Annotated in this window: 22 protein-coding genes; 7 read left to right on the top strand and 15 right to left on the bottom strand. The window is 58.6% G+C overall.

Annotated elements, in window-relative coordinates:
• Window positions 1-40: 40 nt before the first annotated feature.
• The 9 genes from yihA to ACQQ92_RS00600 form a co-directional block, all read right to left on the bottom strand.
• Window positions 41-631, bottom strand: coding sequence for a ribosome biogenesis GTP-binding protein YihA/YsxC (gene yihA, locus ACQQ92_RS00640; protein ID WP_427728102.1), 591 nt, complete (start codon window positions 629-631; stop codon window positions 41-43).
• A gap of 42 nt (window positions 632-673) precedes the next feature.
• Window positions 674-1,411: a 5'-methylthioadenosine/S-adenosylhomocysteine nucleosidase gene (mtnN, locus tag ACQQ92_RS00635; protein WP_427794439.1), complete on the bottom strand. Its 738-nt coding sequence runs from the start codon at window positions 1,409-1,411 to the stop codon at window positions 674-676.
• 79 nt (window positions 1,412-1,490) lie between these two features.
• Window positions 1,491-2,609: a serine hydrolase gene (locus tag ACQQ92_RS00630; RefSeq protein WP_427795525.1), complete on the bottom strand. Its 1,119-nt coding sequence runs from the start codon at window positions 2,607-2,609 to the stop codon at window positions 1,491-1,493.
• Window positions 2,610-2,836: 227 nt separating this feature from the next.
• Window positions 2,837-3,655: a pyruvate formate-lyase-activating protein gene (gene pflA, locus ACQQ92_RS00625; RefSeq protein ID WP_427795524.1), complete on the bottom strand. Its 819-nt coding sequence runs from the start codon at window positions 3,653-3,655 to the stop codon at window positions 2,837-2,839.
• 186 nt (window positions 3,656-3,841) lie between these two features.
• The gene (locus ACQQ92_RS00620) at window positions 3,842-4,696 is read right to left on the bottom strand and encodes a DegV family protein (protein ID WP_427795523.1); all 855 of its coding nucleotides are present in this window, start codon (window positions 4,694-4,696) and stop codon (window positions 3,842-3,844) included.
• Window positions 4,697-5,246: 550 nt separating this feature from the next.
• On the bottom strand, window positions 5,247-5,498 hold the full coding sequence (gene grcA3 / locus ACQQ92_RS00615) for an autonomous glycyl radical cofactor GrcA3 (protein ID WP_055252439.1): 252 nt from the start codon (window positions 5,496-5,498) through the stop codon (window positions 5,247-5,249).
• Between the two features lie 85 nt (window positions 5,499-5,583).
• Window positions 5,584-7,635 (bottom strand): formate C-acetyltransferase, encoded by a 2,052-nt coding sequence (gene pflB / locus ACQQ92_RS00610; protein ID WP_427795522.1) that lies wholly within the window; start codon window positions 7,633-7,635, stop codon window positions 5,584-5,586.
• A 469-nt stretch (window positions 7,636-8,104) separates the two neighbouring features.
• Window positions 8,105-9,127 carry a 2-keto-3-deoxygluconate permease gene (locus ACQQ92_RS00605; RefSeq protein ID WP_427795521.1) on the bottom strand — a complete coding sequence of 341 codons (1,023 nt, stop codon included), beginning with the start codon at window positions 9,125-9,127 and terminating at the stop codon, window positions 8,105-8,107.
• 108 nt (window positions 9,128-9,235) lie between these two features.
• Entirely contained in the window at window positions 9,236-9,985 is a 750-nt protein-coding gene (locus ACQQ92_RS00600; protein ID WP_427728112.1) for an SDR family NAD(P)-dependent oxidoreductase, read from the bottom strand.
• 250 nt (window positions 9,986-10,235) lie between these two features.
• Between ACQQ92_RS00600 and ACQQ92_RS00595 the strand changes: the two genes are divergently transcribed.
• From ACQQ92_RS00595 to ACQQ92_RS00580, 4 genes are all read left to right on the top strand, one after another.
• Window positions 10,236-10,685 (top strand): MarR family winged helix-turn-helix transcriptional regulator, encoded by a 450-nt coding sequence (locus tag ACQQ92_RS00595; protein ID WP_154514934.1) that lies wholly within the window; start codon window positions 10,236-10,238, stop codon window positions 10,683-10,685.
• Window positions 10,682-13,048, top strand: a complete 2,367-nt coding sequence (locus ACQQ92_RS00590) for an ABC transporter ATP-binding protein (RefSeq protein ID WP_427795520.1) — start codon at window positions 10,682-10,684, stop codon at window positions 13,046-13,048. Before ACQQ92_RS00595 ends, ACQQ92_RS00590 begins: the two co-directional genes overlap by 4 nt.
• Complete coding sequence (locus ACQQ92_RS00585; RefSeq protein ID WP_427718168.1) at window positions 13,048-14,904, top strand: ABC transporter ATP-binding protein; 1,857 nt, start codon at window positions 13,048-13,050, stop codon at window positions 14,902-14,904. The genes ACQQ92_RS00590 and ACQQ92_RS00585 overlap by 1 nt, the downstream gene beginning before the upstream one ends.
• A gap of 304 nt (window positions 14,905-15,208) precedes the next feature.
• A complete protein-coding gene (locus tag ACQQ92_RS00580) occupies window positions 15,209-16,240 on the top strand; it encodes a 3-deoxy-7-phosphoheptulonate synthase (RefSeq protein WP_427795519.1) in 1,032 nt (343 codons plus the stop codon).
• Window positions 16,241-16,652: 412 nt separating this feature from the next.
• Here the strand turns inward: ACQQ92_RS00580 and ACQQ92_RS00575 are convergent, their stop codons facing one another.
• Together ACQQ92_RS00575 and ACQQ92_RS00570 are read right to left on the bottom strand one after the other, a co-directional pair.
• Window positions 16,653-18,455: an amidohydrolase gene (locus tag ACQQ92_RS00575; RefSeq protein WP_427795518.1), complete on the bottom strand. Its 1,803-nt coding sequence runs from the start codon at window positions 18,453-18,455 to the stop codon at window positions 16,653-16,655.
• 138 nt (window positions 18,456-18,593) lie between these two features.
• Window positions 18,594-19,451, bottom strand: a complete 858-nt coding sequence (locus ACQQ92_RS00570; RefSeq protein ID WP_427795517.1) for a LuxR C-terminal-related transcriptional regulator — start codon at window positions 19,449-19,451, stop codon at window positions 18,594-18,596.
• A gap of 574 nt (window positions 19,452-20,025) precedes the next feature.
• Here ACQQ92_RS00570 and ACQQ92_RS00565 point away from each other — a divergent pair.
• A complete protein-coding gene (locus ACQQ92_RS00565) occupies window positions 20,026-20,676 on the top strand; it encodes an N-acetyltransferase family protein (protein WP_427795516.1) in 651 nt (216 codons plus the stop codon).
• 121 nt (window positions 20,677-20,797) lie between these two features.
• Here the strand turns inward: ACQQ92_RS00565 and aguA are convergent, their stop codons facing one another.
• Window positions 20,798-21,919 (bottom strand): agmatine deiminase, encoded by a 1,122-nt coding sequence (gene aguA / locus ACQQ92_RS00560; protein ID WP_154514946.1) that lies wholly within the window; start codon window positions 21,917-21,919, stop codon window positions 20,798-20,800.
• A gap of 178 nt (window positions 21,920-22,097) precedes the next feature.
• Here aguA and ACQQ92_RS00555 point away from each other — a divergent pair, with 178 nt between their 5' ends.
• Together ACQQ92_RS00555 and ACQQ92_RS00550 are read left to right on the top strand one after the other, a co-directional pair.
• Window positions 22,098-22,901 (top strand): LuxR C-terminal-related transcriptional regulator, encoded by an 804-nt coding sequence (locus ACQQ92_RS00555; RefSeq protein ID WP_427795515.1) that lies wholly within the window; start codon window positions 22,098-22,100, stop codon window positions 22,899-22,901.
• Window positions 22,902-23,276: 375 nt separating this feature from the next.
• The gene (locus ACQQ92_RS00550; RefSeq protein ID WP_427794893.1) at window positions 23,277-23,468 is read left to right on the top strand and encodes a hypothetical protein; all 192 of its coding nucleotides are present in this window, start codon (window positions 23,277-23,279) and stop codon (window positions 23,466-23,468) included.
• 35 nt (window positions 23,469-23,503) lie between these two features.
• Here ACQQ92_RS00550 and ACQQ92_RS00545 read toward each other — a convergent pair whose 3' ends face one another.
• From ACQQ92_RS00545 to ACQQ92_RS00535, 3 genes are all read right to left on the bottom strand, one after another.
• The gene (locus ACQQ92_RS00545; RefSeq protein ID WP_427795514.1) at window positions 23,504-24,913 is read right to left on the bottom strand and encodes an APC family permease; all 1,410 of its coding nucleotides are present in this window, start codon (window positions 24,911-24,913) and stop codon (window positions 23,504-23,506) included.
• Window positions 24,903-25,085: a hypothetical protein gene (locus ACQQ92_RS00540; RefSeq protein WP_427748340.1), complete on the bottom strand. Its 183-nt coding sequence runs from the start codon at window positions 25,083-25,085 to the stop codon at window positions 24,903-24,905. Before ACQQ92_RS00540 ends, ACQQ92_RS00545 begins: the two co-directional genes overlap by 11 nt.
• 284 nt (window positions 25,086-25,369) lie before the next feature.
• Window positions 25,370-26,575, bottom strand: a complete 1,206-nt coding sequence (locus ACQQ92_RS00535; RefSeq protein ID WP_427747536.1) for an agmatine deiminase family protein — start codon at window positions 26,573-26,575, stop codon at window positions 25,370-25,372.
• Between the last annotated feature and the right edge of the window lie 108 nt (window positions 26,576-26,683).

Raw genomic sequence — 26,683 nt, 5'->3', positions numbered from 1 at the left:
GCCGGGCTGATGTTCTGCATTTTATTGATAGGGGCCCCTACTAGAGGCAGGCCTCGGCAATGCGGCGCTTGAGCTCGTCGATGCCGGTGCCGGTCTGGGAGCTTGTGATGATTACGTTTTCGGCCGGGACGTTGAGTTGCTTTTTGATGGCTGCCGCTTGGCGGGCCTGCTGGGTGCGGCTGAGTTTGTCGGCCTTGGTGAGGCAGACGATAAAGTTGAACTCGTTGCCCTGCAGGTAGTCGATCATGTCATGGTCGAGCTTGCTGGGGTCATGGCGAATGTCCACCAGCGACACAACCAGGTTAAAGCTGCGCTCGGAGTCGAAGAAGTCGCCGATGAGATCGGCCCAGCGGTCGCGCTCGGCCTTGGAACGACGGGCGAAACCGTAACCCGGCAGGTCCACAAAGTGCACGTCGTCGGCCTCGAAGAAATTGATATTGCTCGTCTTGCCCGGCGTGCTCGAAACCTTAACCAGGTTCTTGCGGCCAAAGAGCTTGTTCATGATGGACGACTTGCCCACATTGGAGCGGCCCACAAAGCTCACCTCGGGACAGGTGGACTCGGGGATCTGCGAAACCTTGCCGTAGCTGGCGACGAACTTGGCAAGCTGGTAGTTAATGGAATCGGCCATGGATACTCCTTGGTCGTAGGTTCTTACAATAGGGATGCACGATTACGCAGCGGCGATGCAGCGGACGATATCGAGTGTAATGCCGCTCGCGGTGCGGGCGTACTCGTCCAAATCGAACTCTCGCTCGCAAAACGCGTCATATGCCTCGTCACAATTATCGCTGATAGCACGCAGCACCAGACAATCGACACCGTTCTTGGCTGCAATATGGGCAATCGCAGCACCTTCCATCTCAACGCAATCGGCATGCGTCGCCTCGATGGCGGCGGTGCGCATGGCGTCGCCCGTTACAAAGCGGTCGCCTGTAGCGATAGTGCCAACCAGGAACTGTTTAGGGTCCTTCTCCGCAGCAGAATCAGAAGCGTAAGCATCGATAAACCCATGTTCGGCAAGCACGGTGGTGGCGATGTCAACCAAAGCCGGTGTCGAGGCAAACTCCTCAAGCTCCGGCGCCGACTCGGCGATGAGCGCCGTGTCGGTATCCAGATAGCGCAGGCACTTGCCAATAACCACGTCATTGATATGGAGTTTGGAGTTTAAGCCACCCGCAATGCCCGAAAACACAACGGCCTGCGGAGCATATCTGCTGATGAGATGCTGTGTTGCACCAGCGGCGTTTACGGTTCCCATGCCAGCGGTCGTGGCGACCACTGACAGACCGTTGAGCTCGCCGCTTACAACGCTCAAGCCTGCCTCTTGCGACACATGGGCACCGTACAGTTCTTCTTTAATCTGCGCAACCTCTTTTTCGAGCGCACCGATGATTGCGATGGTAGGCATACCATCCCCCAAACCTGTGAAAACTGTTTATCCACGGTATGGTACCAGCATTTTGACTCAACCGCGCAATACGAAGCCGTTAGGCCAGCGCAGCGCGGGTATCGTAGAGTGCCTTGGCGATGGCGGCCACGGCCTCACTCGAACGGTCACTCCACGGCATCGATGACATGATGCTCATAATGTAGGTGTCGCCATCGACATCGATGAGGCCAGCATCGCACGTCGCATTGCAACCTGCCTCGCTGATCCAACCGGCCTTGTTACGCACCATGGCATGGTCGTCCGCAATGCCGTCACGGATAAAGGACCGGGTCGTAGAGGCCAGAAGGCCCGACAGCCATTGCGACATCTCGCTCTCGCGGCTCAAATACTCGCTCATCTCGCGCCACAACTTGGCCGAGGTGCGCGGGCAGTAGGTTGGGAAATCGCTCATTGGATCGAGCGCGACCTCGTCTTCGACGCCGAGTGCGGCAATCCAATCCTCGTAGCCATCTTGATCAAACGTTGCACGCAACGCGATAAACGAGTCGTTATCCGAGTTGACGACCGAGGTCTCGATCAGGTCGCGAACCGTCAGCCAGCCCATACTGTAGCCGCCATAGGTGCCCAGAGTATCATCGAGCGATACTTGCCCTGTCTCGACCAGTAACTCGCAGACGTAGAGTACATAGAGCGCCTTGTAGCTGCTCGCACCGTACACCTCGGCGTCCGCGTTATACGTCACGCCCTTGCCGCTCGACAGATCGTAAAACACCACACCCACGTCGCCCAATTCCTGGGCCTGATCAAGGGTATCTTGGAGCGCGGCGAGGCTCTCATCCTCAAGGACGGGGATCTGGTCATCAACCAGTGAGAAGGTCTGCACGGTATCGCCTGAGGGAATATCGTTAAAGTCCGCCTTCGAAAGCCTCGTCTTGAGGCTCGCTGTCGACAGGGTTTGACTTGCGGTGGCTTTAGATTTAGAGACCTTTTTGTTTTGCGTCTGTACCGTTGACGCATCTGAGTGTGCCATTCGCTCCGACGCGTAGGTTTTAGCGGTAATTCCGAGGATAATAACCGCCAACGTTAGCATCCCGATGGCGACAATCTTCGTCACGCGGATGCGAGCGTCGGCAAGGCCACGCGAAGACGTGCCCTTCGTCTCATATCTGCTGCTATGCTGCGGCACATGCTCGTCCCGCGATGCGTTGTTTCGCACGTGGTCTCCTGATTGCTCCCGTTCATATACGAGCAGCATAATACCGAGCAGGCATTTCTTTCCAAAGATATTCAGAAGCGTTTAAGGTGTCTTTAAAGAAACCACAAGCGTATTTATCCAAATGGCACGATTCTGTTGCGCATCTCACCGCAACCCAGAGAGCAGTCTTTTTAGGACGGGGCTCTTTTAGCTACTTCTCCACCCTACCGGCCCCAAATGAGCTACCCCTAGCCGATGGCGTTTTTGAGTTCCGCGCGGCGCTTTTTCATGCCCGTCATGACGGCGTTGCGCAGCTCGGGGATGCGCGCGACATCCATCTGTGGAACGCCCTCGAGCTTATAGGGAATCCCCAACTGTTCATACTTGACGACGCCCATCGTGTGATACGGCAGCATTTCCAGGCCCACCACGTTATGCCACGGGGCAATCAGACGACCGAGTGCCTCGCACTCCTCTGCCGTGTCGGTAATGCCCGGTACTACCACGTGACGGATAACGACCTTGATCCTGCGACGCGCCAGCTCATCGCCAAACACCAGGATGCGCGCAGGATCGCAACCGGTCAGCTTTTTATGCTCGACGGGATCGGCGTGTTTAATGTCGAGCAGCACCATATCGGTCTCGTTGAGTACGGCATCGAACTTCTCGGGATGCGCGGGGTCGAACGCATAGCCGCAACTATCCAAGCAGGTATGTACGCGACCATCGGGGTTGTTGTGCATTGCGCGGAACAGGTCGGCCAAGAACTCAGGCTGCAGGAGCGGCTCGCCGCCGGATACCGTAATACCACCGCTGCGGTAAAACTCATGGTTGCTCTGGAACTCGTCTATCAGGTGCTCGACGGTCACCATGGTGCCGCCGTTAACCGACCAGGTATCGGGGTTGTGGCAATACGCACAGCGCATGGGGCAGCCCTGAACAAACACCACAAAGCGGATGCCGGGTCCATCGACCGTTCCCATCGTCTCGATCGAATGCACGCGGCCCAGGGCAAACGCGGAGTCCTCAGGACGAGCGTCCATGCCCTCGAGCTTCATCTCAGCCATTCCCGCTACCTTGCCTCTCATTGGTTTTAGCTACATAAATGCCAGAGTCATTCTAGCCTATATGCTTGATGGCGAAACGGTTTAGCGGTCAATTGGATTGTCCTATTTGGCCCCATGCAAAAGCGGCGGGAAGGTTGTCGCAACCCGCCCGCCGCCGAGGCAATAGAAATCGATAGACGCCAGGCGTTACGCCTTGAGCGTGAGCACCGCGCCGAAGGCGGTCGGGCCGCAATGGCTCGAGATGACGCCGCCGACCTGAGTCCAGGTAACGTCCTTAAAGCCCAGGTCGTGCGCATAGACTTCCATGTCGTCGCGCAGCTCCTCGGAAAGGCCTACCGAATACGCCAGGCCAATGTGCGAGTAGTCAATTTCGCCCTTCGCAACCATGTGGTCAATAAAGGCGCGGGCGCACTTGAGCATAGAGCCGCGGAACTTCTTGGTCGCCACGAACTTGCCACCCGTTACCTCAATGCAAGGCTTAATCTTGAGCAGATGGGCGCCTAGGAACGCGACGTTGGACAAGCGACCGCCCGCCTTAAGGAAGGCAAGGTCGGTAGGAACAAAGCCCAGCAACACGCGGTCCATAACGGAGCTCGCGAAGGCGAAGATCTCGTCGACGGTGGCATCGGGATGAGCCTCGATGTATTTGGCGGTCTCGACGACAACAAGCGACTGGCCCACCGAGACAAAACGCGTGTCCATGGAGAACACGTAGTCGCGCCCCTCTGCCGCGATCTTCGAGGACTGATGCGAACAGGTCGTGGCCTCGGAATACGCAAGATGCAAAATGGTCGCGTCGGGCTGTTCGGCGTGAATGCGGTCGTACACGCGAGAGAAATCTGCCGGCGCGCAGCCGCTGGTCTTGGGCATCACGCCAAACTCGTTGCAGCGCGAATAGATCTCGAGCGGATCGATCGAGCCGTCCTCGACGGTCTCGTCACCAATCGTGACATGCATGGGCACACGCACGATGCCGTAGCGTTCGCAGAGCTCTGGCGTCACATCCGAACCAGATTCAACCACGATTACGTACTTGCCCATTCTTATCACGACCCATCTCGACGTTGACTTTTTAATATGTGACGCACGTCCGCCGTCCTGCTACAGAACGGCCTCCAAGCGCCAAAGAGACGCCGTCCCTTGCACAAAACAAAGGACAGCGTCTCCCTGGAAAACTCCGTTCTTAACTGAGATTTTACACGGTTTATTACTAAGTGTTACTTACTCCGCAAACGGTAGCTATACGCGATAAACGGTAGCAAGTAAGTATCCAGAACGCTCAACCCATTAGGAGAGTTCCGCCTAAAGGGTGACTACACAGGACCCCCGCCGGGGCTGTTTGGGCTACCTCCCAAAACATTCCGTAGGACGCAAGAAGCCCTCGCCGCACGAAGTGCGCAGCGAGGGCTTCTTGCATGTCCGAGGACACCAATTTAATTTAGCGTGGTTCCCTAAAGTGCGATAACGCAGGAGACCCGGCAAGGCCGGGAGCACTTTGCCTCGCAAACATTCCGCAGCCGCGAAGCGGCGAGGACGTTTGAGAGGCAAAGTGCGTAGGCCTTACCGGGTCTCCGGTGGGAGTTGAGTCCCTTTAGAACTTGTTGTGGAAGGTACGCGAAATGACCTCGTCCTGCTGCTCCTTGGTGAGCGTGTGGAAGTTCACGGCATAGCCGGAAACGCGGATGGTCAGCTGCGGGTACTTCTCGGGGTGAGCCTGAGCGTCGAGCAGCGTCTCACGGTTGAAGACGTTGATGTTCAGGTGGTGGCCACCCTTCTCGGCGTAAGCGTCGAGCATGTGGACCAGGTTGTCGGCCTGAGTCTCGGAAACTTCAGAAACCTTCATAATGTGTCTCCTTCAATCGATAGGCGCCGGACGAAACCGGTGCACTAATCAGTAATCGTTATTGTTAGTATAGCACTAACAATAGTTACTCGCCCAGCTGATCAAGGTCGATATCACCAAAGAACACTTGGTCCTCCTTGCCGAGCGCGCCCGGGATGATGGAGAAGGTGTTGGAGATGCCGTCCTGGGCATCGCGGAACGGGAGCTTGGAAACCGAAGACAGCGAAGCGATGGCGCCGTGGCTATCGCGCTTGTGCATGGGGTTAGCACCCGGGGCGAACGGCTGGCCAGCCTTGCGGCCGTCGGGCGTGGAGCCGGTCTTCTTACCGTACACGACGTTGGAGGTAATGGTCAGAACCGAGGTCGTGGGCACGGAGTTGCGGTAGGTGTCGTTCATGCGGATGTACTCCATGAACTGGTGCACAACGTCGTGAGCGATCTGGTCGACGCGGTCGTCGTCGTTACCGTACTTGGGGAACTCGCCCTCGGTCTCGAAGTCGACGATGATGCCGTTCTCGTCACGGACGGGGTGAACCTTGGCGTACTTGATGGCGGACAGGGAGTCAGCCACGACGGAAAGGCCAGCGATGCCCGTAGCGAACCAGCGGTGCACGTGCTTGTCGTGCAGAGCCATCTGGATGCGCTCGTAGCAATACTTGTCGTGCATGTAGTGAATGATGTTCAGCGAGTTGACGTACACGCCAGCGAGCCACTTCATCATGTCGTTGTACTTAGCCATAACGTCATCGTAATCGAGCGTGTCGCCCTCGACGGCGCGATACTTGGGGCCGACCTGCTTCTTGGAGACCTCGTCAACACCGCCGTTGAGTGCGTACAGCAGGCACTTGGCCAGGTTGGCACGAGCGCCGAAGAACTGCATCTCCTTGCCAATGCGCATGGAGGACACGCAGCAGGCGATGCCGTAGTCGTCGCCGTGGTAAACGCGCATGAGGTCGTCGTTCTCGTACTGGACCGAGGAGCTGGCGACAGAAGTCTTGGCGCAGAACTTCTTGAAGTTCTCGGGAAGACGGGTCGACCACAGAACGGTCATGTTGGGCTCGGGGCTGGTGCCCATGTTCTCGAGCGTGTGCAGGTAGCGGAAGCTCATCTTGGTAACGAGCGTACGGCCGTCAACACCCATGCCGCCGATGGACTCGGTGACCCACTGCGGATCGCCGGTAAACAGGGCCTGGTACTCGGGGGTACGGGCAAACTTGACCATGCGGAGCTTCATGATGAAGTGATCCACGAACTCCTGGATCTGCTCCTCGGTAAAGGTGCCGTTGGCAAGGTCGCGCTCAGCGTAGATGTCGATGAACGTAGAGGTACGGCCGATGGACATAGCGGCGCCGTTCTGCTCCTTGACGGCAGCGAGGTAGGCGAAGTACATCCACTGGATGGCCTCCTGCGTGTTGGTAGCAGGTTTGGAAATATCGAAACCATAGGTCTCGGCCATCATCTTGAGCTCGCCGAGGGCGCGGATCTGCTCCTGCAGCTCCTCGCGATCGCGGATGTTGTCGGCGGTCATGACCGTCGGGGTGGAAGCCTTCTGGGCCTCCTTATCCTTGATCAGGTAGTCGACGCCGTACAGGGCGACACGACGGTAGTCGCCGATGATGCGGCCGCGGCCATAGCCATCGGGCAGACCGGTGATAATGTGAGCCGAGCGGCAAGCACGCATCTCGGGGGTGTAGACATCGAAGACGCCGGCGTTGTGGGTCTTGCGCTCGAAGGTGTAGCGCTCGACGACGTTCTCGTCGACCTTGTAGCCGTGCTGGCTGGCAGCCTGGCAAGCGATGCGGATACCACCGTTGACGTGCAGAGCGCGCTTGAGCGGCTTGTCAGTCTGAAGACCGACGATGGTCTCCTTCTCGCGGTGGGCGTTATCGATGTAGCCAGCGGGGTGGCTCACGATACCCGTGACAGTCTTGGTGTCCATATCGAGGACGCCGCCCTGCTCGCGCTCCTTGAGCAGCAGGTCGAGGACCTCGCCCCACAGCTCCTTGGTACGCTCGGTCGGACCGGCGAGGAACGATTCGTCGCCCTCGTAGGGGGTGTAGTTCTTCTGGATGAAGTCTCGGACGTCAACCTCTCCCGTCCAGATGCCTTCCTTGAAGCCTTCCCATGCCTCCTGCATTGTGTAACCACGCTCCTAGTTACGTATAATGCGGCGCTCTCTCACACCGCTGCTTATTGAATTCTTGAATGTTCGACCTGCACTACCGGCTTCTTCCGTTCTTCACCACACGTTGGTATAGGAAAAAAACGTTTGTCCACCTTGGAACTGCAACCCAAACCCAAGATTTCACCCGTCTGAGAAGGATAACATAGCCACCCCCTTCATCAGGGCTGTTATATGTTTCTTTTTTTATACCATTAGGGCGTTTTTAACAAATCCGCAGGAAATGCGAGCGCGAACAACTACCGTTCACCGATTTGTTTGGTATTTTTCCTTGCCTTTGTACGACGTTCACTCTAGCTGTTATGCCAGCTTTAGCAGGGTAAAGTGCCCCAGAGACCCACAGAAACTGCAGGGCGGCCCCGGGATTTCCCCCGGGGCCGCCCTGTGGCGTGGCTAGTTATTTAGCTTTGATTGCCGCTTGGCATTAGGCGGCTGCGGCGACCTTGTCGGCCGCGGCCTTTTTGCTGTCGCCGTGACCCTGGCCCTCAAAATGCTTGTAGCACCAGCTGGTGACCAGCGGGGTCAAAATGGCCGTCACGATGGCGCACGCTGCAACCTGCGCCGTAGCCGTCGCGAGCACGGCGCCACCGTACATGGCCTCGTTGACGCTTGCCATGGCGGCAGGCGTGGCCACATTGGCTCCGGCGCAGCTCGAAATGGCCGCACCTGCGACACCCGTACCGCCCGTGAACTTATCGACCGCGATGACGGGAATTGCAAAGACCACCGAGCAGATCACGCCGAGCAGGATGCCGGGAAGACCGCCGTTGATGAGCTGGCCAAAGGTCATGGTCGAGCCCATGGCAAAGAAGACAAGCACGATGATGGCGGAAAGTGCCGGAGTCATCATCTTCTTAAAGCTCGGGAAGAGGTTACCCAGAATAATGCCGACGACGATCGGCAGGATGGCGCCCACGAGCGACCAGCCGATCGGAGCCTGGCCAGCAGCGCCGAGCACGATCATTGTGACCGGAGGGCCGACAACGAGTGTGGTGATGGCGACGGCGCCACGTTCGGCCTCGTTGCCCATGGTGCCCATCAGACCAGCGTACATAGCGTTGTTGGCGCCGGTACAAGCCGCCAGCATCACCATGGCAGAGATGCCAAACAGGTTGTCGTTGAATACATAAAGGATGAGCAGCGACACGGCAACGACCACGATCTGCTTGACAGCGATGATGATGGCGCCGCGTGCAGCGGCGGCAGGAGCACTTTTAAACGAAATCGTCGTACCGACGATGAGCAAAAAAGCGCCCACGAGCGGGCTTGCACCCTGCTGGGTCATGCCAAGCGTAAAGCTGCCGAGCGTTTTGAACAGGTCGGGGAATAGCGTGTTGAGCAAGCAGCCCAGCAAAAGCGGCACCAAAATATTGGCGCCCGGGATGGAGGACATCTTAAAGAACGGCTCCTTTGCAGCCGGCGCCTCCACCGCAGTCGATTCACTCATATATATCTCCTTTGGATGCATGCGAATCGTAGCCGCACGCGCCTATGTCAGAAAGAAGGCGACAACCCCGATTCGCCAGGGTCGCCGCCAAACGATTACCGCGGGGTATTACCCGTCCAGGACGATGCCGCCGTCGCAGTCACCGATCTCGCCGTTCACGAAGCTGGCGAGGTCGGAAGCGAAGAACAGCACCATCTGCGCAGGCTCGCTGGCCTGGGCGGCGCGGCCCAGAGGAATACCGTTGATGATGCGCTGAGAGTTCTCGTCAGAAAGGATCGACGTCATGTCGGTAAGCGTGAGCGACGGGCACACAGCGTTGCAGCGGATGCCGAACTTACCGCCCTCCTTGGCGACCGCCTTGGTAAGGCCGTTGACACCGGCCTTGGAGCTCGCGTAGGCCGCGGTGCCGAGCAGGCCGCCGCCGATCTTGCCAGCAACGGAGCTCACGTTGACGATAGTGCCGGCATGTGCCGCCTTAAAGTGCGGGTACACGGCATTCATCATGGTAAAGGTGCCGTTGAGGTTGATGTCGATGGTGCGACGCCACTCGGTGTCGTCGATCTCGTCAAACTTCTTGGTGCTGATGACACCGGCGCAGTTGATCAGGATGTTGGTTTGCGGCAGGTCCGTAAAAATCTGCTCGACGGTCTCGCGCGCCTTGGGCGCATCGGCGACATCGAGCTGATAGAACTTGTTGCCCTCGCCAAGCTCGGCCACAGCCGCCTCGCCCTTAGCAGCGTTCCTTGCGATGAGCGCGACGTGTCCGCCGCCCGCAACGATACCCTTGGCAATCTCGAGGCCAATGCCCTGAGTGCCACCGGTAACGATCGCGGTTTTACCCGTGAAGTCAAATGCCATGACTCCAACCCCCTTGATTCAGATGTCTCCTTGCGGGAAGTTGGAGCATCGCACATGGCGATAAATGAGTCCCAGTCGTCATGGTGGTGACAACCCCTCGCCTAACCGCGGGCATGATAGTTCTTTGAAACGCTTCAGCAATTGAATTATTTTAAGTCTTTATGCGCTCTTAATATTGCCCACTGCATGAGGCCCGCATATGGGGGTATCATCTTCTACCAAAAATAGTTTCTAGTGTTAGGGGTTTTCGGTGAAAGATACCGATTTCCGTGAACTTGGGCGTCAGCTCCTTACCGAGTTCGGCAGTATGCATCAGCGCATTTCGCGCTTTGCGGACAAAGCCCTCAGTGGTGAGATGGCCGTCATGCGCGCCCTCATGCTCGCTGGCGGTTCGCTCACGCCAAGCGAACTCGCCGATCGTGCCTGGGTCTCGAGCGCCCGCATCGCCAATATCCTGCGCGCTCTCGAAGCCAAAGGCTGGGTCGAGCGCGAGCACTCAAAGACCGACCGTCGTCGCGTACACGTCACGGTGACCGACAAGGGATTCCATGATCTCGAAATCAAGCATCGGGAATTCGAGGACCGCACCGCGGCCTTCCTCGAGCAGCTCGGCGAAACAGATACCCAAGAGATGGTGCGCCTTCTTAGGCGTGCCAACGAAATTATCGACCGCAATCAAGAAAGGAGAGATGCCGAGTGAGGATTCTCAAGCTCTTTAAAAAGCATGTCCTGGCACTGTTCGCAGCTATCGTACTTATCGTAATCAGCTGCAACGCCGATCTGGCGCTGCCTACGTATATGAGCGACATCGTCGACGTGGGCGTGCAGCAAGGCGGTATCGCCTCGCCCGTACCTGACACCATTCGCACCGAATCGCTCGACGACCTCGAACTCTTTATGAGCGATAAGGACGCCAAAGCTGTGGAGGCCGTGTTTAGCAAGGCGGATAATAACGGCATTCGAACGTACAAGGGCACCGAGGAAGAGCGCGCCGACGGCGGCAAGATTGCCGACATCGTGAGCCTGCCCGAGACCGTCGTCCTTTCGTTCAACCAGGGCATTGACGCCAACTCCATGGATGACATGATGGGTTCGTCCAGCGAGAATAACAACAACGCCGCCCAGGCCATGCCCACCCCCGAGCAGATGGCGGCAATGACGCCCGAGCAGCTCGCCGAGATGCAGCAGAAGGCCGCGGCGGCGCAGAACATGCAAAAGCAGATTGATACCGACGGCGGTAAGATCACCATGAAGAGCCTGCGCCTAGGCGTTGAAGGCGGCCTAATCGACCAGGGCAAGCTCGTCGAGGGCGCCAACGATATGGCGGACAAAATGGGCTCCATGTCGGGTTCCATCGTGACCCAACGCGCCGTGAGCTATGTACAAGACGAGTACAAGGCGCAGGGCATCGACCCCGCCGACGTGCAGAACGCCTATCTGGGCCGCATGGCAACCACGATGTTTGGTCTGTGCCTGATCTCGCTCATCGCCACCATCCTGACCGGCGCCGTGGCCTCGCGCACCGCCTGTTCCATCGCACGCGACCTGCGCCGCGAGACCTTCAACAAGGTTATGCACTTCTCGCCGGCCGAGGTGGGCAAGTTTAGCCAGGCCTCGCTCATCACCCGCTGCACCAACGACATTCAGCAGATTCAGATGGCCGCAACCCTGTTTATCCGCATGTGCCTGATGGCCCCCGTCATGGGCATCGTCGCCGTCATGCGCGTCCTGGCCAACCACACCGGCCTGGAGTGGACCATCGCCGTGGCCATCATCGCGGTCTCGGCCGTCGTCGGCGTGCTTATGGGCCTCACCATGCCCAAGTTCAAAAAGATGCAGAGCTTTGTGGACCGCGTGAACCTCACCGCCCGCGAGCTGCTCGACGGCCTTATGCCCATCCGCTCGTTCAACCGCGAGGAGCATGAGCTCGAGCGTTTTGACAAGGCTTCGCTCGACCTAATGACCACGCAGCTCTACACCAATCGTGCCATGAGCTTTATGATGCCGCTCATGATGCTCGTCATGAACTGCATCACCGTGCTTATCGTCTGGTTTGGCGCGCAGGGCGTGTCCGATGGCGTGATGCAGGTCGGCAACATGATGGCGTTTATCTCCTATACCATGCAGATCGTCATGGCGTTTATGATCCTCACCATGGTTTCGGTCATCCTGCCCCGCGCCGAGGTCGCAGCCGAGCGCGTGGAAGAGGTCATCACCTGCCCCACGAGCATCAACGACCCCGCCTCGCCCAAACTGCCCGCCGCCAGCGCACCGCGCGGTGAGCTCACCTTCCGCGACGTGAGCTTCCAGTATCCCGATGCCCGCGCCGACGTCATTAGCGGCGTGAACTTCACCACGCATGCCGGTCAGATGCTCGGCATCATTGGTTCCACGGGCTCGGGCAAGTCCACGCTCGTACAGCTGATTCCGCGCTTATACGACGTCACGGGCGGCAGCATTTCACTCGACGGTATCGACGTGCGCGATATGACCCTTTCCGAGCTTCGCCGCCGCATTGGTTACATCCCGCAGCAGGGGCGTCTGTTCTCGGGCACCGTGGAGAGCAACCTTAAGTTTGCCGGCGACATGGTAAGCGACGAGAACATGCACGAGGCCGCGCGCATCGCCCAAGCCGAGGACTTTATCGCCGAGCGCGAGGGCGGCTACGACTCCCCCATCAGCCAGGGCGGCTCCAATGTCTCGGGCGGTCAGCGCCAGCGTCTGGCCATCGCCCGCGCGTTGGCAAAAAAGCCCGAGGTCCTGGTGTTCGATGACTCGTTTAGCGCCCTCGACTACAAGACCGACGCGCGCCTGCGCGAAGAGCTTGCCAAAAACGTTACCGACGCCGCGCTTGTTGTCGTAGCCCAGCGCATCGCGACCATCATGCACGCCGACCAGATCATCGTGCTCGACGACGGTCACGTGGTGGGCACTGGTACGCACGAGGAGCTGCTGCACAGCTGCCCGGCGTACCTGGAGATCGCACAGTCGCAGCTTTCCGCCGAGGAGCTGGGGCTCACTCAAGAAGAAATTGCAGCCGTTATGGAGGGAGGCGAGCACTAATGGCAGACGAGACCAAGACTCAGATTCCCAAGCCCACCCGCCAGCGCGGTCCCATGGGCCGCATGGGTGGCATGGGCCGCGGCGAGAAGGCCAAGGACTTTAAGGGCGCCATGCGGCAGTTGCTCGGCTATATCGGTCAACACAAGGTTGCCGTGCTTGCCGCCGTCGCCTTTGCCGTGTGCTCGGTCGTCTTTAACATTGTGGGACCCAAGGTGCTCGGCCAGGTTACGACCAAGCTGTTCGAAGGCCTGGTCGCCAAGGTCAACGGTACCGGCGATGTCGACTTTGCCTGGATCGCCAAGACGCTCGGCTTTTTGCTCTGCCTGTATCTGGCAAGCTCTGTTTGCAGCCTCATCCAGGGCTGGCTCATGACCGGCGTCACGCAAAAGATTTGCTACCGCATGCGCAAGGAGATAGCCGCCAAGATCGCTGTCGTGCCGATGAGCTACTTTAACGGACACAGCAAGGGCGATGTGCTCAGCCGCATCACCAACGACGTCGATACGCTGGGTCAGTCGCTCAACCAGAGCGTGACGCAGCTCATCACGTCGGTGACGCAGATTATCGGCGTGCTCGTCATGATGCTGTCGATCAGCCTGCCGCTTACCGGCGTCACCGTGCTCACACTGCCGGCTGCCGCGATTATCCTGACCGTGATGATTCATTTCTCGCAGCCGTACTTCCGCGAGCAGCAGCAGGTCCTGGGCACCGTCAACGGCATTATCGAGGAGGACTTTGCCGGCCAGAACGTCATTCAGGTGTTCGACCGCGCCGAGGCCTCAATCGAAGAGTTCGACCGTCAAAACGACCGCCTCTTTATTAGTGGCTGGCGCTCGCAGTTCCTGTCGGGCCTGATGATGCCGCTTATGAGCTTGGTGGGCAACATGGGCTACGTGGGCGTCGTCGTGGTGGGCGCACAGCTCGCGCTGACCGGCAATGCCACGCCCGGCGACATCCAGAGCTTTATCCAGTACGTTCGCAACTTTACGCAACCCGTGCAGCAGCTGGGCAACGTGAGCAACACGATGCAGTCTATGGCCGCTGCCACCGAGCGCGTCTTTGAGTTCCTGGCCGCGCCCGAGGAGGAGCAGAAGGCCGACGCGCAGATTCCCGAAAAGCGCCCTGGCCATGTGGAGTTTGACCACGTCAAGTTTGGCTACACGCCCGACAAGACCATCATCCACAACTTTAGCTGCGAGGCACAGCCCGGCCAGACCATCGCCATCGTCGGTCCCACCGGCGCGGGCAAGACCACGCTCATTAAGCTGCTACAGCGCTTCTACGACGTGGACGGCGGCTCGCTGCGCGTCGATGGCGTCGACGTACGCGATTGGGACCGCGCGGCACTGCGCGGCGAGTTTGCCATGGTGCTGCAGGATACGTGGCTGTTTAACGGCACCATCCGCGAGAACATCCGCTACGGACGCCCCGATGCAAGCGATGCCGAGGTCGAGGCCGCTGCACGCGCTGCACGCTGCGACCACTTTATCCATACGCTCGCCGGCGGTTACAACTTTATGATCAACGAGGAAGGCACCAACCTTTCGCAGGGCCAACGCCAGCTCGTGACCATTGCCCGCGCCATTTTGGCCGACCGCCCGGCGCTTATTTTGGACGAGGCGACATCCAACGTCGATACCCGCACCGAGGAGCTTATTCAGCGCGCCACGGATGCGCTGATGCAGGGCCGCACCAGCTTTGTTATCGCACACCGCCTGTCCACGATCCGCAACGCCGACGTGATCTTGGTAATTCGCGACGGCGACATCGTCGAGAAGGGCACGCACGACGAGCTGCTCGCCCAAGGCGGCTTCTACGCCGACCTGTACAACTCGCAGTTCGACGAAGCGGCGTAAATTCTGCCGCAGGGAACGAATAACACCCGAGAACGGGGGCGCAGGACAACCTGTGCCCCGTTTTTTGTTCTGCGACCCTCAAACCGCCTCCCCTGGGACCAAATCGACGGCCTCTTCCAAGCCGCGTGGCATCATTCCATTCCAGGGCCAGCCAACGTTTGCCCAGATAAAACCTGCCAAAATAAACCTGTCCCTTTTTGGCAGGTTTTGGGGTGACGAGGGCTTGCACTTTAGCGTGCGACAGCGGATAATGCCGAGCATTCGACAATGCACACTTTGTCTTATTTGATTGAGGAGGCCCCGTATGGCCATGGAATTCAAGCGCAGGTTGCCGATCCCCATGGAAATCCGCGAGGAAATGCCGCTTTCCGCCGATCTTACCGCCAAAAAACAGGCATTCGACGCCGAGGTCGCCAAGGTCTTTACCGGCGAGGACGCGCGCAAGGTGCTCATTATCGGCCCGTGCTCTGCCGACCGCGAGGACTCGGTGCTTGAGTACATGAACCGACTGGCCAAGGTCGCCGAAGAGGTCAAGGACAAGCTCATCATCATTCCGCGCGTCTATACCAACAAGCCGCGCACCAAGGGCACCGGCTACAAGGGCCTGCTGCACAACCCCGACCCCGAGGCTCCCGACGACCTGCTCGAGGGCGTCAAGGCCATCCGCCATATGCACCTGCGCGTCATCGAGGAGACCGGTTTCTTTACCGCCGATGAGATGCTCTACCCGTCCAACTACCAGTACCTCGTCGACCTGCTGAGCTACGTCGCCGTGGGCGCGCGCTCGGTCGAGAACCAGGAGCATCGTCTGGTGTCGAGCGGCATTTCGGTGCCTGTGGGCATGAAGAACCCCACCGCCGGTTCCACCACCGTTATGCTCAACTCCATCTACGCCGCCCAGGCACATCAAAGCTTCATCTTCCGCAACTGGGAGGTCGAGTGCGACGGCAATCCGCTCGCGCACGCCGTCATGCGTGGCTACATTGGTCTCGACGGTCGTACCTACCCCAATTACCACTACGAGCATCTGGAGCGTCTGGCTGAGCGCTATACCGAGCATGCCGGCTACGCCAACCCGGCGGCGATCATCGACTGCAACCACGACAACTCGGGCAAGCGCCCGCTGGAGCAGCACCGCATCTGCAAGGAGGTGCTCGACAGCTGCCGCCGCAACGAGTCCATCTCCAAGCTAGTCAAGGGCTTTATGATCGAATCCTACCTGGAGGACGGCAACCAGTCTGTCGACGGCGGCGTCTTTGGCAAGTCCATCACCGACCCGTGCCTGGGCTGGGAAAAGACCGACTACCTCATCCACGAGATCGCAGAGCGGGTTTAGTTACGCGGTTTTACTAAACCGCGTAACTACTCGACGCTGCGCGGGCCGCACCTGTACAATCTGACGCTCAACTTCAAGGGCGCGACCAGAAGGTCAGCGCCCTTTCGTTTCACGTCACCTTGTCTCAAATGCGGCCCGCTCGCTGTCCGTCCTCTACCTGCGGCGCCGTCTTGCTCCGGACGCGACAGTTAGGGACGTTCCTTTTCTGCCGGCAGTCTGGGACATTCCTTGGGGTAGTCGTTGGGGACGCTCTTGTTTGACTAGTCGTTTAAGAACGTCCCCCATGACCACCGCAAAAAAGCGCCGCCGCGGACGCTCACGCATCCGCGGCGGCCTGCACTAAATCGCGACGACTGCTGGCACCTTAGCGTTCTACCGAGCAGATCGCCCGCTCTTTACCTCGTTCGACCGATTATCCCTCGTATACGATACGGCCATCGGAGACAGTGAACAGAATCTTGGTATCGGAGATCTTCTTGGGATCGCAATGAAGAATGTCTTGGTCGAGCACCGTGATGTCGGCGAGCTTGCCCACCTCGAGCGTACCGATTTTATCCTCCATGTAGTTCTCGAAGGCAACGTTTTTGGTGTATGCCTCGAGCGCCTGATATGCCGTGATGGCCTGCTCGGGCCAACGGTACATATCGGTGTCCTCCTCCTCGGGATACGGGCTGTTGCGCGTAACGGCCACCTCGATCTCCTCGAGCGGCGCATAGCCGGTGACCGGGCCATCGCTCGCACCGGAGATAAAGCAGCCGGCCTCGAGCATATTCTTGACGGGGTAGAACTTCATGGCGCGATCCTCGCCCACAAAGGCGATCTCGAGGTCGCACAAAGGATCGTGATACATCCACAGGAACTGCAACGCGCACACGATGTCGAGATCGACGACGCGCTGAATGTCCTCGTCGGTGATTGCGCACACATGCGTCATGGTGTTGCGGCGATCATCGCGCTCACCGTTCTCCTTGACGCAGCGCTCGTAGGCATCGAGTGTATTGTGGACGGCGCCATCTCCGATCGCGTGAACATGAATCTGAACACCCTCTTTGTCGAGGGCGGCCACCATGTCGCTGAACTCCTGCTGATCCCAGACGGACTCGCCGTGCCAGTTATCGCCCTTACCGGCGGCGGAGGTATATGGCTCGAGCATCACGGCGCTGCCGCCCTCGGTAACGCCATCAGAGTAGATCTTAACCGTACCGGTAGAGATCATGTTGCTATCGAACTTCTTGAGGTCCTTCACGGTTTTAATGGCCTCTTCAGCCGTAATGCCGGGCCTAATGGTAGGAAGTACTCGCATGCGCAGGTTAAGCTTGCCATCTTTCTCAAGGTCAGTATAGAACTGGCAATCCTGTGCCGTAGAATCTCCCACGACGCTTATGTTGGTAATGCCGGTGATGCCGTATTTCGTAGCCACCTGCTGGTACTTGTCGATAGCGTTCTCAAGCTCCTTGTCCGTATGCTCGACGGAGACAACCTCCCTCACCATAGCTGCAGCAGAATCGATCAAGTAGCCAGTCGCCTCGCCGTTTGCATCGCGGGTGATGATGCCGCCCGTGGGATTGGGGGTATCGTTATCGATGCCCGCAAGCTCGAGCGCACGGCTGTTGACCCACACCGAATGATAGGAAACATCGGTCAGCATGATGGGCTTATCGGAGCAGATCTCATCGAGGATGGACTTGTTGGGGCCAGGATTGGTGCCATCCTCTTGCTCGAAGGCGTTGATCATGAACGAGCCGCCAACGTAAGCCTCATCATCGGGATGCTTGGTTACAAAATCACTGACCGCCTTCTTATACTCATCGATCGTGGTAGCCTTGGTAAGATCGATTTCGTACAGCGCGGTCACCCAGTTGCCCGGAGCGTGGATATGGCCGTCCATAAAGCCGGGGATCACCATACCGCCATCAAGATCGATGACGCGCGTGTTGTCATCGATGTACTCGTCAACACCGGAGTCTTCGCCTACATATACGATCTTGTTGCCCGAGACAGCCAGGGCGGCCGCGGTGTCGCCCTCTTTGACCATCGTCTGAATCGTGCCGTTACGAAAGACGATGGATGCCTTATCGGAACTCGCGCTGCCGGTGCTTCCGGCATTTGAAGAATTGTTGGCGCAACCGGCGGCACCCACCGCAACAGCCGCGGCGCCCAACGTGCTCAGGCCGAGAAAGCTTCTACGGGAAACGGGGGGGATAGAGGTCTTCATATAACCCACCTTTCTGTTGACATCGCCGCGCTTTCGCGACGCTTGCTATCACCTGAATAGCACCACCGGGTATAAACTTGTCTGCACAAACGGGGTTATTGCCGTAAGCGGAGGCTTATATCCCCTATAACCCTGCCTTTAACCTGCCCAAAAGCTCTGAAGAAGCTCGGACCGCGATGAGACACCGCATTTACGGAATATCGTGTGAACATGCGATTTGACCGTGCCGACAGAGATAAACAATTCATTCGCTATGGCGCGGTTATCCTGGCCATCGAGCAGAAGGTCGAGCACTTCGCGTTCACGCGCGGAGATATCGTGCTGGTCGCAGAATGCCGAGAAGCGGACCTCCGCAATCTGCTTGGCAGAGGTGCCAGACGTTGTGGGCGGAGCAGAAAAGCGCAACGACAAGATCCGCGACGCCGCACGAACGGTATATATCGCGGCCACCACGCTCATGATGTTCTCTGGGATGTTTCTGCCGTAGGCAAAATACAGGTAATCGGTGACTTCGATCCGCCCAATATTCAGCCCGAGAACGCGTACATCCTCTATCAGAACAAACGCCGTCAACACAGCCATCACAATAAGAAACCTGCCGTAGCGTGCATAGAAGCTCTTTCGCGCCAACGGCTTGCTTTTGCGGTAGCAGACGAAAATCATGCCAAACGCCACGAACATGAACAGGGAGCGCAACGCATAAAAGGCGAGTTGTTTGATTGAATCGGGCTGCAACACAAGCGACATGGCCTCGAAAGCAGAAAAGGCGATGCAGGGCACGAGCATGTGAAGCCGGCTCGTCTTGTTTACGATCGCCAATGCAAATGCCCACATGCTCGCCATGATTCCAATCGATAGGACGAGTTTCGCTATGGGGTGAGTCATGGGAAATTGTCTGCTGAGGATATCTGCCATCATCTTACGGCCCTGATACTCATCGAGGAATACGATGGCGCTTTCGAGCATGTCGAAGAAAAAGAAGGCCGAGACCGTCAAGTAGCTTGTTCGATGTGAGACGAGGTATGCGCATACCGATACGCACACCGCCACCATGCAAACCAAGACGAATGTGATTCCGTAGAAGAAGCAGAACGTACTCACTACCGGGCCTTTCGCTTATTGATATGTGCTAAGGATAAACTTTACGCCAAAGACATGCAGATCGCTGTCTTCAGCGCAAAATCCAGCCAAAGAAAGGAAGGGTGAAAGACGCATATCCCCCACCCCAGCGCATGGGCGAAACTAGCCAGTGATGCGGGTGCCGGAGAGGCCGGCCATGGTCTCGGCGATGGTAGTCGTTGGGGACGTTCTTGTTTGACTAGTCGTTTAAGAACGTCCCCAAAGACTACCCAGAATGAGAGTGGATAATCTCCCGTTTTTGGCCTATATCAGCGCTAAAAGTGGGAGATTATCCACTCTCGTCGAGCGGACGTCCGATAATCCGCTCTCATTCTCTCTTGGAACCCTCCGTCCCCGAGGAATCGAGGCTCGTCTACCGAATGGTCGATGCGGCCGTCCTGCGTCCATGTCACACTCATAGATGGCCTGACCCAACTTGGAAGGAGTCTCCATGAGCCTTGAGAACGTAGCCCTGCGCGCCGCCACGCTTGATGACCTGACCGGCATCGCCGCCATCTACAACCAGCTGTGGTGCAACACGCTGCGCAACCGCGGCGACGTCGAAGCCGCCGATTTCTGCGCACGCTTTAACATCGCCATGCAGCTGCAGCGTTCCCCCATCGCACTCGTCGCCGAGGCCGAGGGCCGCATTATCGCCGCCTGCTGCATCGGCATCTTCGAGGACGGCAAGGCGCGCACCAATCCCACCTGGGAGCCCTGTTACGACGAGCTGTTTATCCAGGCAACCGAGATGGCAAAGACCGCCGATGCCAAGCTCGAGGGCTCGCTCTTTGGCGACAGTCGTGAAAAGGCCACGGCCGACCGCTTTGCCGCCACGGGCAACGAGTATGCCCAGGGCCAGCTCAACCTGATCATCATTGTGCCCGAGTGGCAGGGCAAGGGACTCGGCCGCGAGCTCATCGACCTTGCACGCGCCGAGCTCGCCAAGGCAGGCTGCACCAAGTTCTTCCTGATGAGCGACTGCAACTCCGACTGGCAGTTCTACGAGCACCTCAACATGAAGCGCATCCTAGAAGATCACAGCCAGGACACCGGCGACGGCTTTATCGTCTACATGTACGGAGGCGACACGCAGGATTAGCCTGCACACCTAAGCCGCACGGCCCGCCGTTCAGCTGAAACCACCACACAAAAAGTCCGCCGACCATTAAGTCGGCGGACTTTCGCGTGCGGACAATCAAGCGCTGTTCACCATGGAACTGCTATTTACAGCGCGCCTTAGGCTGCTGCTGGGTGATGCAGTGGATGTTGCCGCCGCCGTAGATAACTTCACGGGTCATGATACCGATGACTTCGCGGTCCGGATAAGCAGCTTGGATATCTTTGAGCGCCTGGGCGTCATTGGGATCGCCGAACTGCGGTACAAGCACCGCACCGTTAATGGGCAGGAAATTGAGATAGCTCGGTTCGAAAGCATCCTCGGGAGTACGCGGCAGCACGCCTTCGACGGGATCGATCGTGCTGGCCTCTTCTTCGGTCATATATACCGATGTCGCAGGCATGATCACCTTGTGGATCTTGAGCTTGCGACCCTTGGCATCCGTGGCCTCGGAGAGCGTCTTGTACGCCTCCTGGCACTCCTTGTAGAACTTGTGGTTGGGATCGTCGGTCCACATGCAGCAAACTTCGCCGGGCGCACTAAAGCATGCGACGTCGTCCACATGGCCGTTCGTTTCGTACGGATCGATTCCGTCCTTGATCCAGATAACCTTCTCGATACCGAGATACTCAGAGAGCTTCTCCTCAATCTGCTCCTTGGTGTACTGCGGGTTGCGGTCCTCGTTGAGCAGACACATCTCGGTGGTCACGACGGTGCCTTGACCATCACAGTTGAACGAGCCGCCCTCGAGGATGTAATCCTCGGGACGATAACGGTTAACCTGCTCAAGCTGTGCCACTTGCAGGCCAATGGAAGCGTCCTTGTCCCACGGGAAATACAGGCCGTCAATGAAGCCGCCATAAGCATTAAAGTGGAAGTGCGAAAGGGCCACCTCACCATTGTCATTAACGAGGAATGCCGGGCCGGGGTCGCGAATCCAGCTGTCGTTGTACTCCATGTGGATAACGCGCACGTTCTCAACGCCGTCGAAGATCTCACACACCGCGGGGAAGTCTTCGGTGTTGACGCCCACAGTGATGGGCTGAAAGCGTGCAACGGTCTTGATGATCTCGGTGAAGACCTTCTGCGCCGGCTTGGCGCCGCAGCGCCACACGTCGGAGCGGTGCGGCCATAGAATCCAGGTGCGCTCCTGCTCCTCATACTCACCGGGCATATAGAACCCGTCCTTCTTAGGCGTGGATTCACTCTCGTAGATTGTCTTCATTTCAAGCTCCTAAATCTCGGTGCTTTTGCTTGACGAGACCATGATGCGGACGCACCGAGATGTTCTCAATGGTCCCTCGAGCCCCTTTCAGCGACCGACGGTATACCATTCGCTGACCTAAAGTTCTATTCAGGCCGAGAACATGACATACTGGGTTCCACAATGGAAAGGACGCCCTATGCCCCCATGCAATAAACAGCAGACTATTGAGTTGGACGGTACGACCTGGACTGCTCTCAACGAGCTCGCGCTTGCAATCCACGCATCACACGGTATTGATAAGCTGCAAAAGGAGACCCTCGAGGGAACGACAGGGCTCGTGCCCCATCGGATCGCCATGTTCGACCTGATCGAGGCGGCGGACAGTGATACCCCACGCTACGTCCATCCTGCAAGCAGCGGAATGGACGACCGCGCACTGAGCGACTACTACAACCGCTACGCCGCGATGGACTATACAACATGGAGCTTTGACCTACATAAGGTCGGCGTCTACCGCGACCTCGACCTGGTCGACGTCGAGCGACGCGATGCCACGCCCATCTATCGCAAATGGATGGAACCGCAGGGCGTCTACTTTGGCTGTACGGCCACGCTCGCGCACAACGACAGCCCACTAGGAAGCATCGCCCTGTTTCGCGAACGCACGGCCGGAGACTTTACCGACACCGAGCTCGCAATCCTGCTCGAAATCGCTCGGCACGCGAGCCTCGCGCTCGCCAACCTCTATCCTCGGGGCATTAAACTCACCCAGACCGAAGACACAAACCAGCTGAATGCTTTCATTGCAGAACATAATATCCAACCGCGCGAAGCCGAAGTCATGCGGCTCATGCTCGACGGCAAAACGAACAAACAAATGGCAAACGAGCTATTCATAAGCGAGTCGACCGTAAAGAAGCACGTCAACGCCATCTATCGCAAGCTCGGCGTCAGCAACCGACTGGGCCTTATGACTGCCGCGCAAAACATCCTGCGATAAAAAAGGCGCCCTCCATACGGAGAACGCCCTTTGATTTCGCCATTTGAATTAGTGTCGGCTCTGGCTCAAAGAGTAGACGGGGTCATTTTGGTAGGTTTTATCTGGGTAAACGCCAATACGACACCCAAACCTCTACAGAAGGAACAGGCACTTATGTGGTGGTTCAGAAGGAAACGGCCCGCTCCGGCGGTTTATCTCAATCTGTAACAAGTAGAGGCGATTTATTAAGCTAGACGTTACAGATTGAGACGTTGAAGATAGCGCAGTAATAGCCGTCACATTTGTGTTGGTTTTGAACTCTCCGCGACGGAATGCTAGACTGGCGACGTATACATTCGCGCCAGAACACGGGTCGCATGAAGAAAAGGAGATGCCATGGCGCCTATCGCACCGCTCAAGATGCTCGTCGCTCCTGCCGCCAAGGCCATCGCCCGCCTGAGCGACTCACTCACCTACGACGATGTCCCCTGTCTTGTCGACGAACGTACGGACAGCTGCCCTTACCTGGGACACGTCCCCTACTTTGCTCCTAAGCTCGCTTCTGACCCCGAGCACCGCGAGCGGTAATCCAAGATGCAGCAAGCGCCGCGCAGCTCGCGGCGTTACTGTTTTGGTGCAAAGAAACCTGTCCCCCTTGCACCAACGCCGGGATTATCGACGCTGCGGCCGCGGCGCGATATGAGGCGCGAAACCTCGCCCAACAACACACCGATTACCACGCCCACGAGAATCGGCAACTTTGCCATCTCGGCGGGTGAGCTGTTGAGCGGCACAATCGTGGCGACAATCGAAAGCACAAGCTCCACCACGGGAATCGCAAGTGCCACCGCGAGCACCTTGCCCTCGAAGGGCGCGCGGAACACGCGCGGGCGATCGTCGTATTTGCGCAGGCGCCAAAACGCCGGGAACATCGGAATATAGCTCATAAGCAGGAAGACGACGTTCATCGAGAAGAAAACCCAAAAGACGTCGGAGCCCTCGCCCAGCGGAATCTGAAGCAGTAGTACCAGGCTGGCAAAACAACCGTTAATGAGTGCCGAGCCATTGGGCATGCCGGTCTTCTTGGACACCAGCGCAAAGGGACGCGGCATATTGCCGTGACGCGCGGCATAGCTCGCCACGTTGTTGACGCCAAAGCTCCAGCAGATCATGTTGGCGAACAGCGTCACCAAAAAGGCCGCGCCCACGACCATCGTCAGCGGATGGCTGCGCCCCAACATGGCGGCGACCGCGTCCACAATGCCCGAATCGAGCGAAAGCCGCTCGGTGGGAACCGCGGCTCCAATGCCGATGCCGCAGATAATGTAGATTGCCGCAATGGCAACGCCACCGGCGATAACCGCCTTGGGGATATCACGCGACGGGTTTTTCATCGTGCTGGCAAAGGTCGCGACCACTTCGAAGCCCATAAAGTTGAACAGGATGATCGATAGGTACGTCAACGAATCGGTGTCGCCCAAATCTGGAATGAAGGTCTTAGACGACATGTCGTTGGCAAAGCCGTTATTGCAGGCAAACCAGATGCCGACGATTCCCACCACGGCGGTAATGAGCACCTTGATGACGGCACCGCCGTCCATGACCCAATCGGCCTCGGCCACCGGGTGCATCGCCATGACCGTGACGCCCCACACGAAGGCAAGCTCGATGGCAATTCGGGCCCCGAGCGAAAATTCGATGCCCCATACCGCATTGATGACACTGGGGAACATACAGGCGATACTTGCAACCCACAGCGGGAAGTTGACCCAGTAGCACCAGGAGCAGCAGGCACCCCAACGGTCGCCCAAGCCCAGGCGAACCCAATCGTACAGGCCGCCCTCGGAATCGAACGCCGTACCGAGCTCGGCCACCACCAGGCCATAGGGAAGCAAAAACGTAATGATGAGGAAGATCCACCAGAAGAACTGCACGTTGCCCATGGCAGATGCCGGAGCGGCCGCCTCGATGGTAAACACGACGCAGATAACCGAGAGGATGACCTCGAACAGGGAGAACTTTTTACCTGCCATGGCACGCTCCCCCTACAGCAAAAAAGATGGCATCTGCACCGAAGGCGCAGCCCAAGGTAGGGTTACAGGCCGCGTCACCGGTGCAGGTGCCATCCCAAGGAGAAGAAGGGATGCAATTGTTGGACCAACGCTCGCGGAACAGGCGCGTGTAGATGACGATACGCTGGTACATGGATACTCCGATCAAGACGGCCGCGTATACGACCGGGAACTTTCGGCAATTGGATACGCGCCTGACCTGGGATATCCAAGCGAACAATAGGCCTAACCCGCGATAGGTCCCAGGCCAGGCGGGTATTCAATCGAAGGGGAGGGGCGCTCCGGTGTGGAGGCAGCGGAGCGCCCGGGGAAAGCCCGGCCGGCCGGCCAGTCGGCCCCGTTCGCCTGGCCGGCGGGCCTCCGGGGTGCGGCGGACTCCCGCGAAAGAGGGGCGCCGCGCCCCGGCAAGCCGGGCTATTAGGCGGACGGCTCCTGCTGCGTGATGCAGTGGATGTTGCCGCCGCCGTAGACGACCTGGTCGGACTTGACGCCCACGCACTTGTAGACGCCCTCGCCCCAGACCTCGTCGTAGATCTCCTGGAGCGTGTCGACGGCCAGCTGGTCGTTCTCGTCGCCGTACTGCGGGACGATGACGCCGTGGTTGGTCACGAGGTAGTTCATGTAGGAGGCGATCAGCGGCTCGTCGGGGACGCGCGGCTCGGCGTTCTCGTCGGCGTCGATGGTGTCGCAGGAGGCCTGGTCCATGTACAGCGGCTTCACGGGCATGCAGAGCTTGTAGACCTTCAGCTTGCGGCCCTTGGCGTCAACCGCGTTGGAGAGGGTCTCGTAGGCGGCGTGGCACTGCTCGTAGAACGGGTACTCGGGGTCGTCGGTCCAGATGCAGACCATGACGCCCGGGGCGATGAAGGTGGCGACGTCGTCGATGTGGCCGTTGGTCTCCTCGGGGTCGATGCCCTCCTTGACCCAGATGACCTTCTCGACGCCGAGGTAGTCCTTGAGGTGCTCGGTCATGTACCCGCGAAGCTCCTCGCTCCAGGGCTCGAACTTCTTGCGGTACTTGGGCCAGAGGGACTCGGGGTCCTCCTCCTCCTCGAGCACCGCGGAGCAGGTGCGGCCGGGGGACAGGAGGCACTGGTCGGTGACGACGAGGGTGCCCTCGCCGTCGACGGTGATGGAGCCGCCCTCGAGGATCATGTCGTCGGGACGGTAGCGGCGGCAGCCGGAGAGCTCGGCCATCTTGAGGGCGATCTGCTCGTCCTTGTCCCACGGGAAGTAGAGGCCGTCGATGAGGCCGCCGTAGCCGTTGAAGTGCCAGTGGTTGGCGCGCTTATCGCCCTTGCCGTTGATGACGTAGGTGGCGCCGGTGTCGCGGAACCAGGCGTCGTCGGTGGTCATCTCGACGACGGTGACGTTCTCGTCGTTCTCGAAGACGGCCTTGCAGTTGGCGTAGTCGACCTGGTTGGCGCACATGTAGACCGGGGTGAACTCGGAGATGGCGCGGGCGATGGCGGCATACTGCTTCTGGGCGGGCTTGGCGCCGTGGGCCCAGGTGTCGGTGCGGTGGGGCCAGCCTATCCACACGCGGTCCTGGGGGGCGAACTCGGCGGGCATGAAGAAGCCGTCGGCCCTCGGGGTGGACTCGGACTCGGTGATCGTACGCATAAGATTTCCTCCAAACCGAACGATCGTCTGCCGCGGGCGGGCTGCCCGCGGCCTAGGACCAAGAGATGGCGGGCGCCCGTCCCCCGGCAGAGGTCGGGGCGCCCGGCG

This window comes from Collinsella sp. SGI.241, from assembly GCF_050312955.1.
Classification (GTDB): Bacteria; Actinomycetota; Coriobacteriia; order Coriobacteriales; family Coriobacteriaceae; genus Collinsella.
The sequence above is the reverse complement of the archived record's forward strand: the minus strand, read 5'-3'. Positions and strand labels throughout refer to the sequence as shown.

What these genes read in the sequence shown, in the direction of transcription:
- yihA (WP_427728102.1), bottom strand. Translation starts at nt 631, where the DNA reads ATGGCCGATTCCATTAACTACCAGCTTGCCAAGTTCGTCGCCAGCTAC.
- mtnN (WP_427794439.1), bottom strand. Translation starts at nt 1,411, where the DNA reads ATGCCTACCATCGCAATCATCGGTGCGCTCGAAAAAGAGGTTGCGCAG.
- pflA (WP_427795524.1), bottom strand. Translation starts at nt 3,655, where the DNA reads ATGGCTGAGATGAAGCTCGAGGGCATGGACGCTCGTCCTGAGGACTCC.
- ACQQ92_RS00620 (WP_427795523.1), bottom strand. Translation starts at nt 4,696, where the DNA reads ATGGGCAAGTACGTAATCGTGGTTGAATCTGGTTCGGATGTGACGCCA.
- grcA3 (WP_055252439.1), bottom strand. Translation starts at nt 5,498, where the DNA reads ATGAAGGTTTCTGAAGTTTCCGAGACTCAGGCCGACAACCTGGTCCAC.
- pflB (WP_427795522.1), bottom strand. Translation starts at nt 7,635, where the DNA reads ATGCAGGAGGCATGGGAAGGCTTCAAGGAAGGCATCTGGACGGGAGAG.
- ACQQ92_RS00605 (WP_427795521.1), bottom strand. Translation starts at nt 9,127, where the DNA reads ATGAGTGAATCGACTGCGGTGGAGGCGCCGGCTGCAAAGGAGCCGTTC.
- ACQQ92_RS00600 (WP_427728112.1), bottom strand. Translation starts at nt 9,985, where the DNA reads ATGGCATTTGACTTCACGGGTAAAACCGCGATCGTTACCGGTGGCACT.
- ACQQ92_RS00585 (WP_427718168.1), top strand. Translation starts at nt 13,048, where the DNA reads ATGGCAGACGAGACCAAGACTCAGATTCCCAAGCCCACCCGCCAGCGC.
- ACQQ92_RS00580 (WP_427795519.1), top strand. Translation starts at nt 15,209, where the DNA reads ATGGCCATGGAATTCAAGCGCAGGTTGCCGATCCCCATGGAAATCCGC.
- ACQQ92_RS00575 (WP_427795518.1), bottom strand. Translation starts at nt 18,455, where the DNA reads ATGAAGACCTCTATCCCCCCCGTTTCCCGTAGAAGCTTTCTCGGCCTG.
- ACQQ92_RS00565 (WP_427795516.1), top strand. Translation starts at nt 20,026, where the DNA reads ATGAGCCTTGAGAACGTAGCCCTGCGCGCCGCCACGCTTGATGACCTG.
- aguA (WP_154514946.1), bottom strand. Translation starts at nt 21,919, where the DNA reads ATGAAGACAATCTACGAGAGTGAATCCACGCCTAAGAAGGACGGGTTC.
- ACQQ92_RS00555 (WP_427795515.1), top strand. Translation starts at nt 22,098, where the DNA reads ATGCCCCCATGCAATAAACAGCAGACTATTGAGTTGGACGGTACGACC.
- ACQQ92_RS00550 (WP_427794893.1), top strand. Translation starts at nt 23,277, where the DNA reads ATGGCGCCTATCGCACCGCTCAAGATGCTCGTCGCTCCTGCCGCCAAG.
- ACQQ92_RS00545 (WP_427795514.1), bottom strand. Translation starts at nt 24,913, where the DNA reads ATGGCAGGTAAAAAGTTCTCCCTGTTCGAGGTCATCCTCTCGGTTATC.
- ACQQ92_RS00540 (WP_427748340.1), bottom strand. Translation starts at nt 25,085, where the DNA reads ATGTACCAGCGTATCGTCATCTACACGCGCCTGTTCCGCGAGCGTTGG.
- ACQQ92_RS00535 (WP_427747536.1), bottom strand. Translation starts at nt 26,575, where the DNA reads ATGCGTACGATCACCGAGTCCGAGTCCACCCCGAGGGCCGACGGCTTC.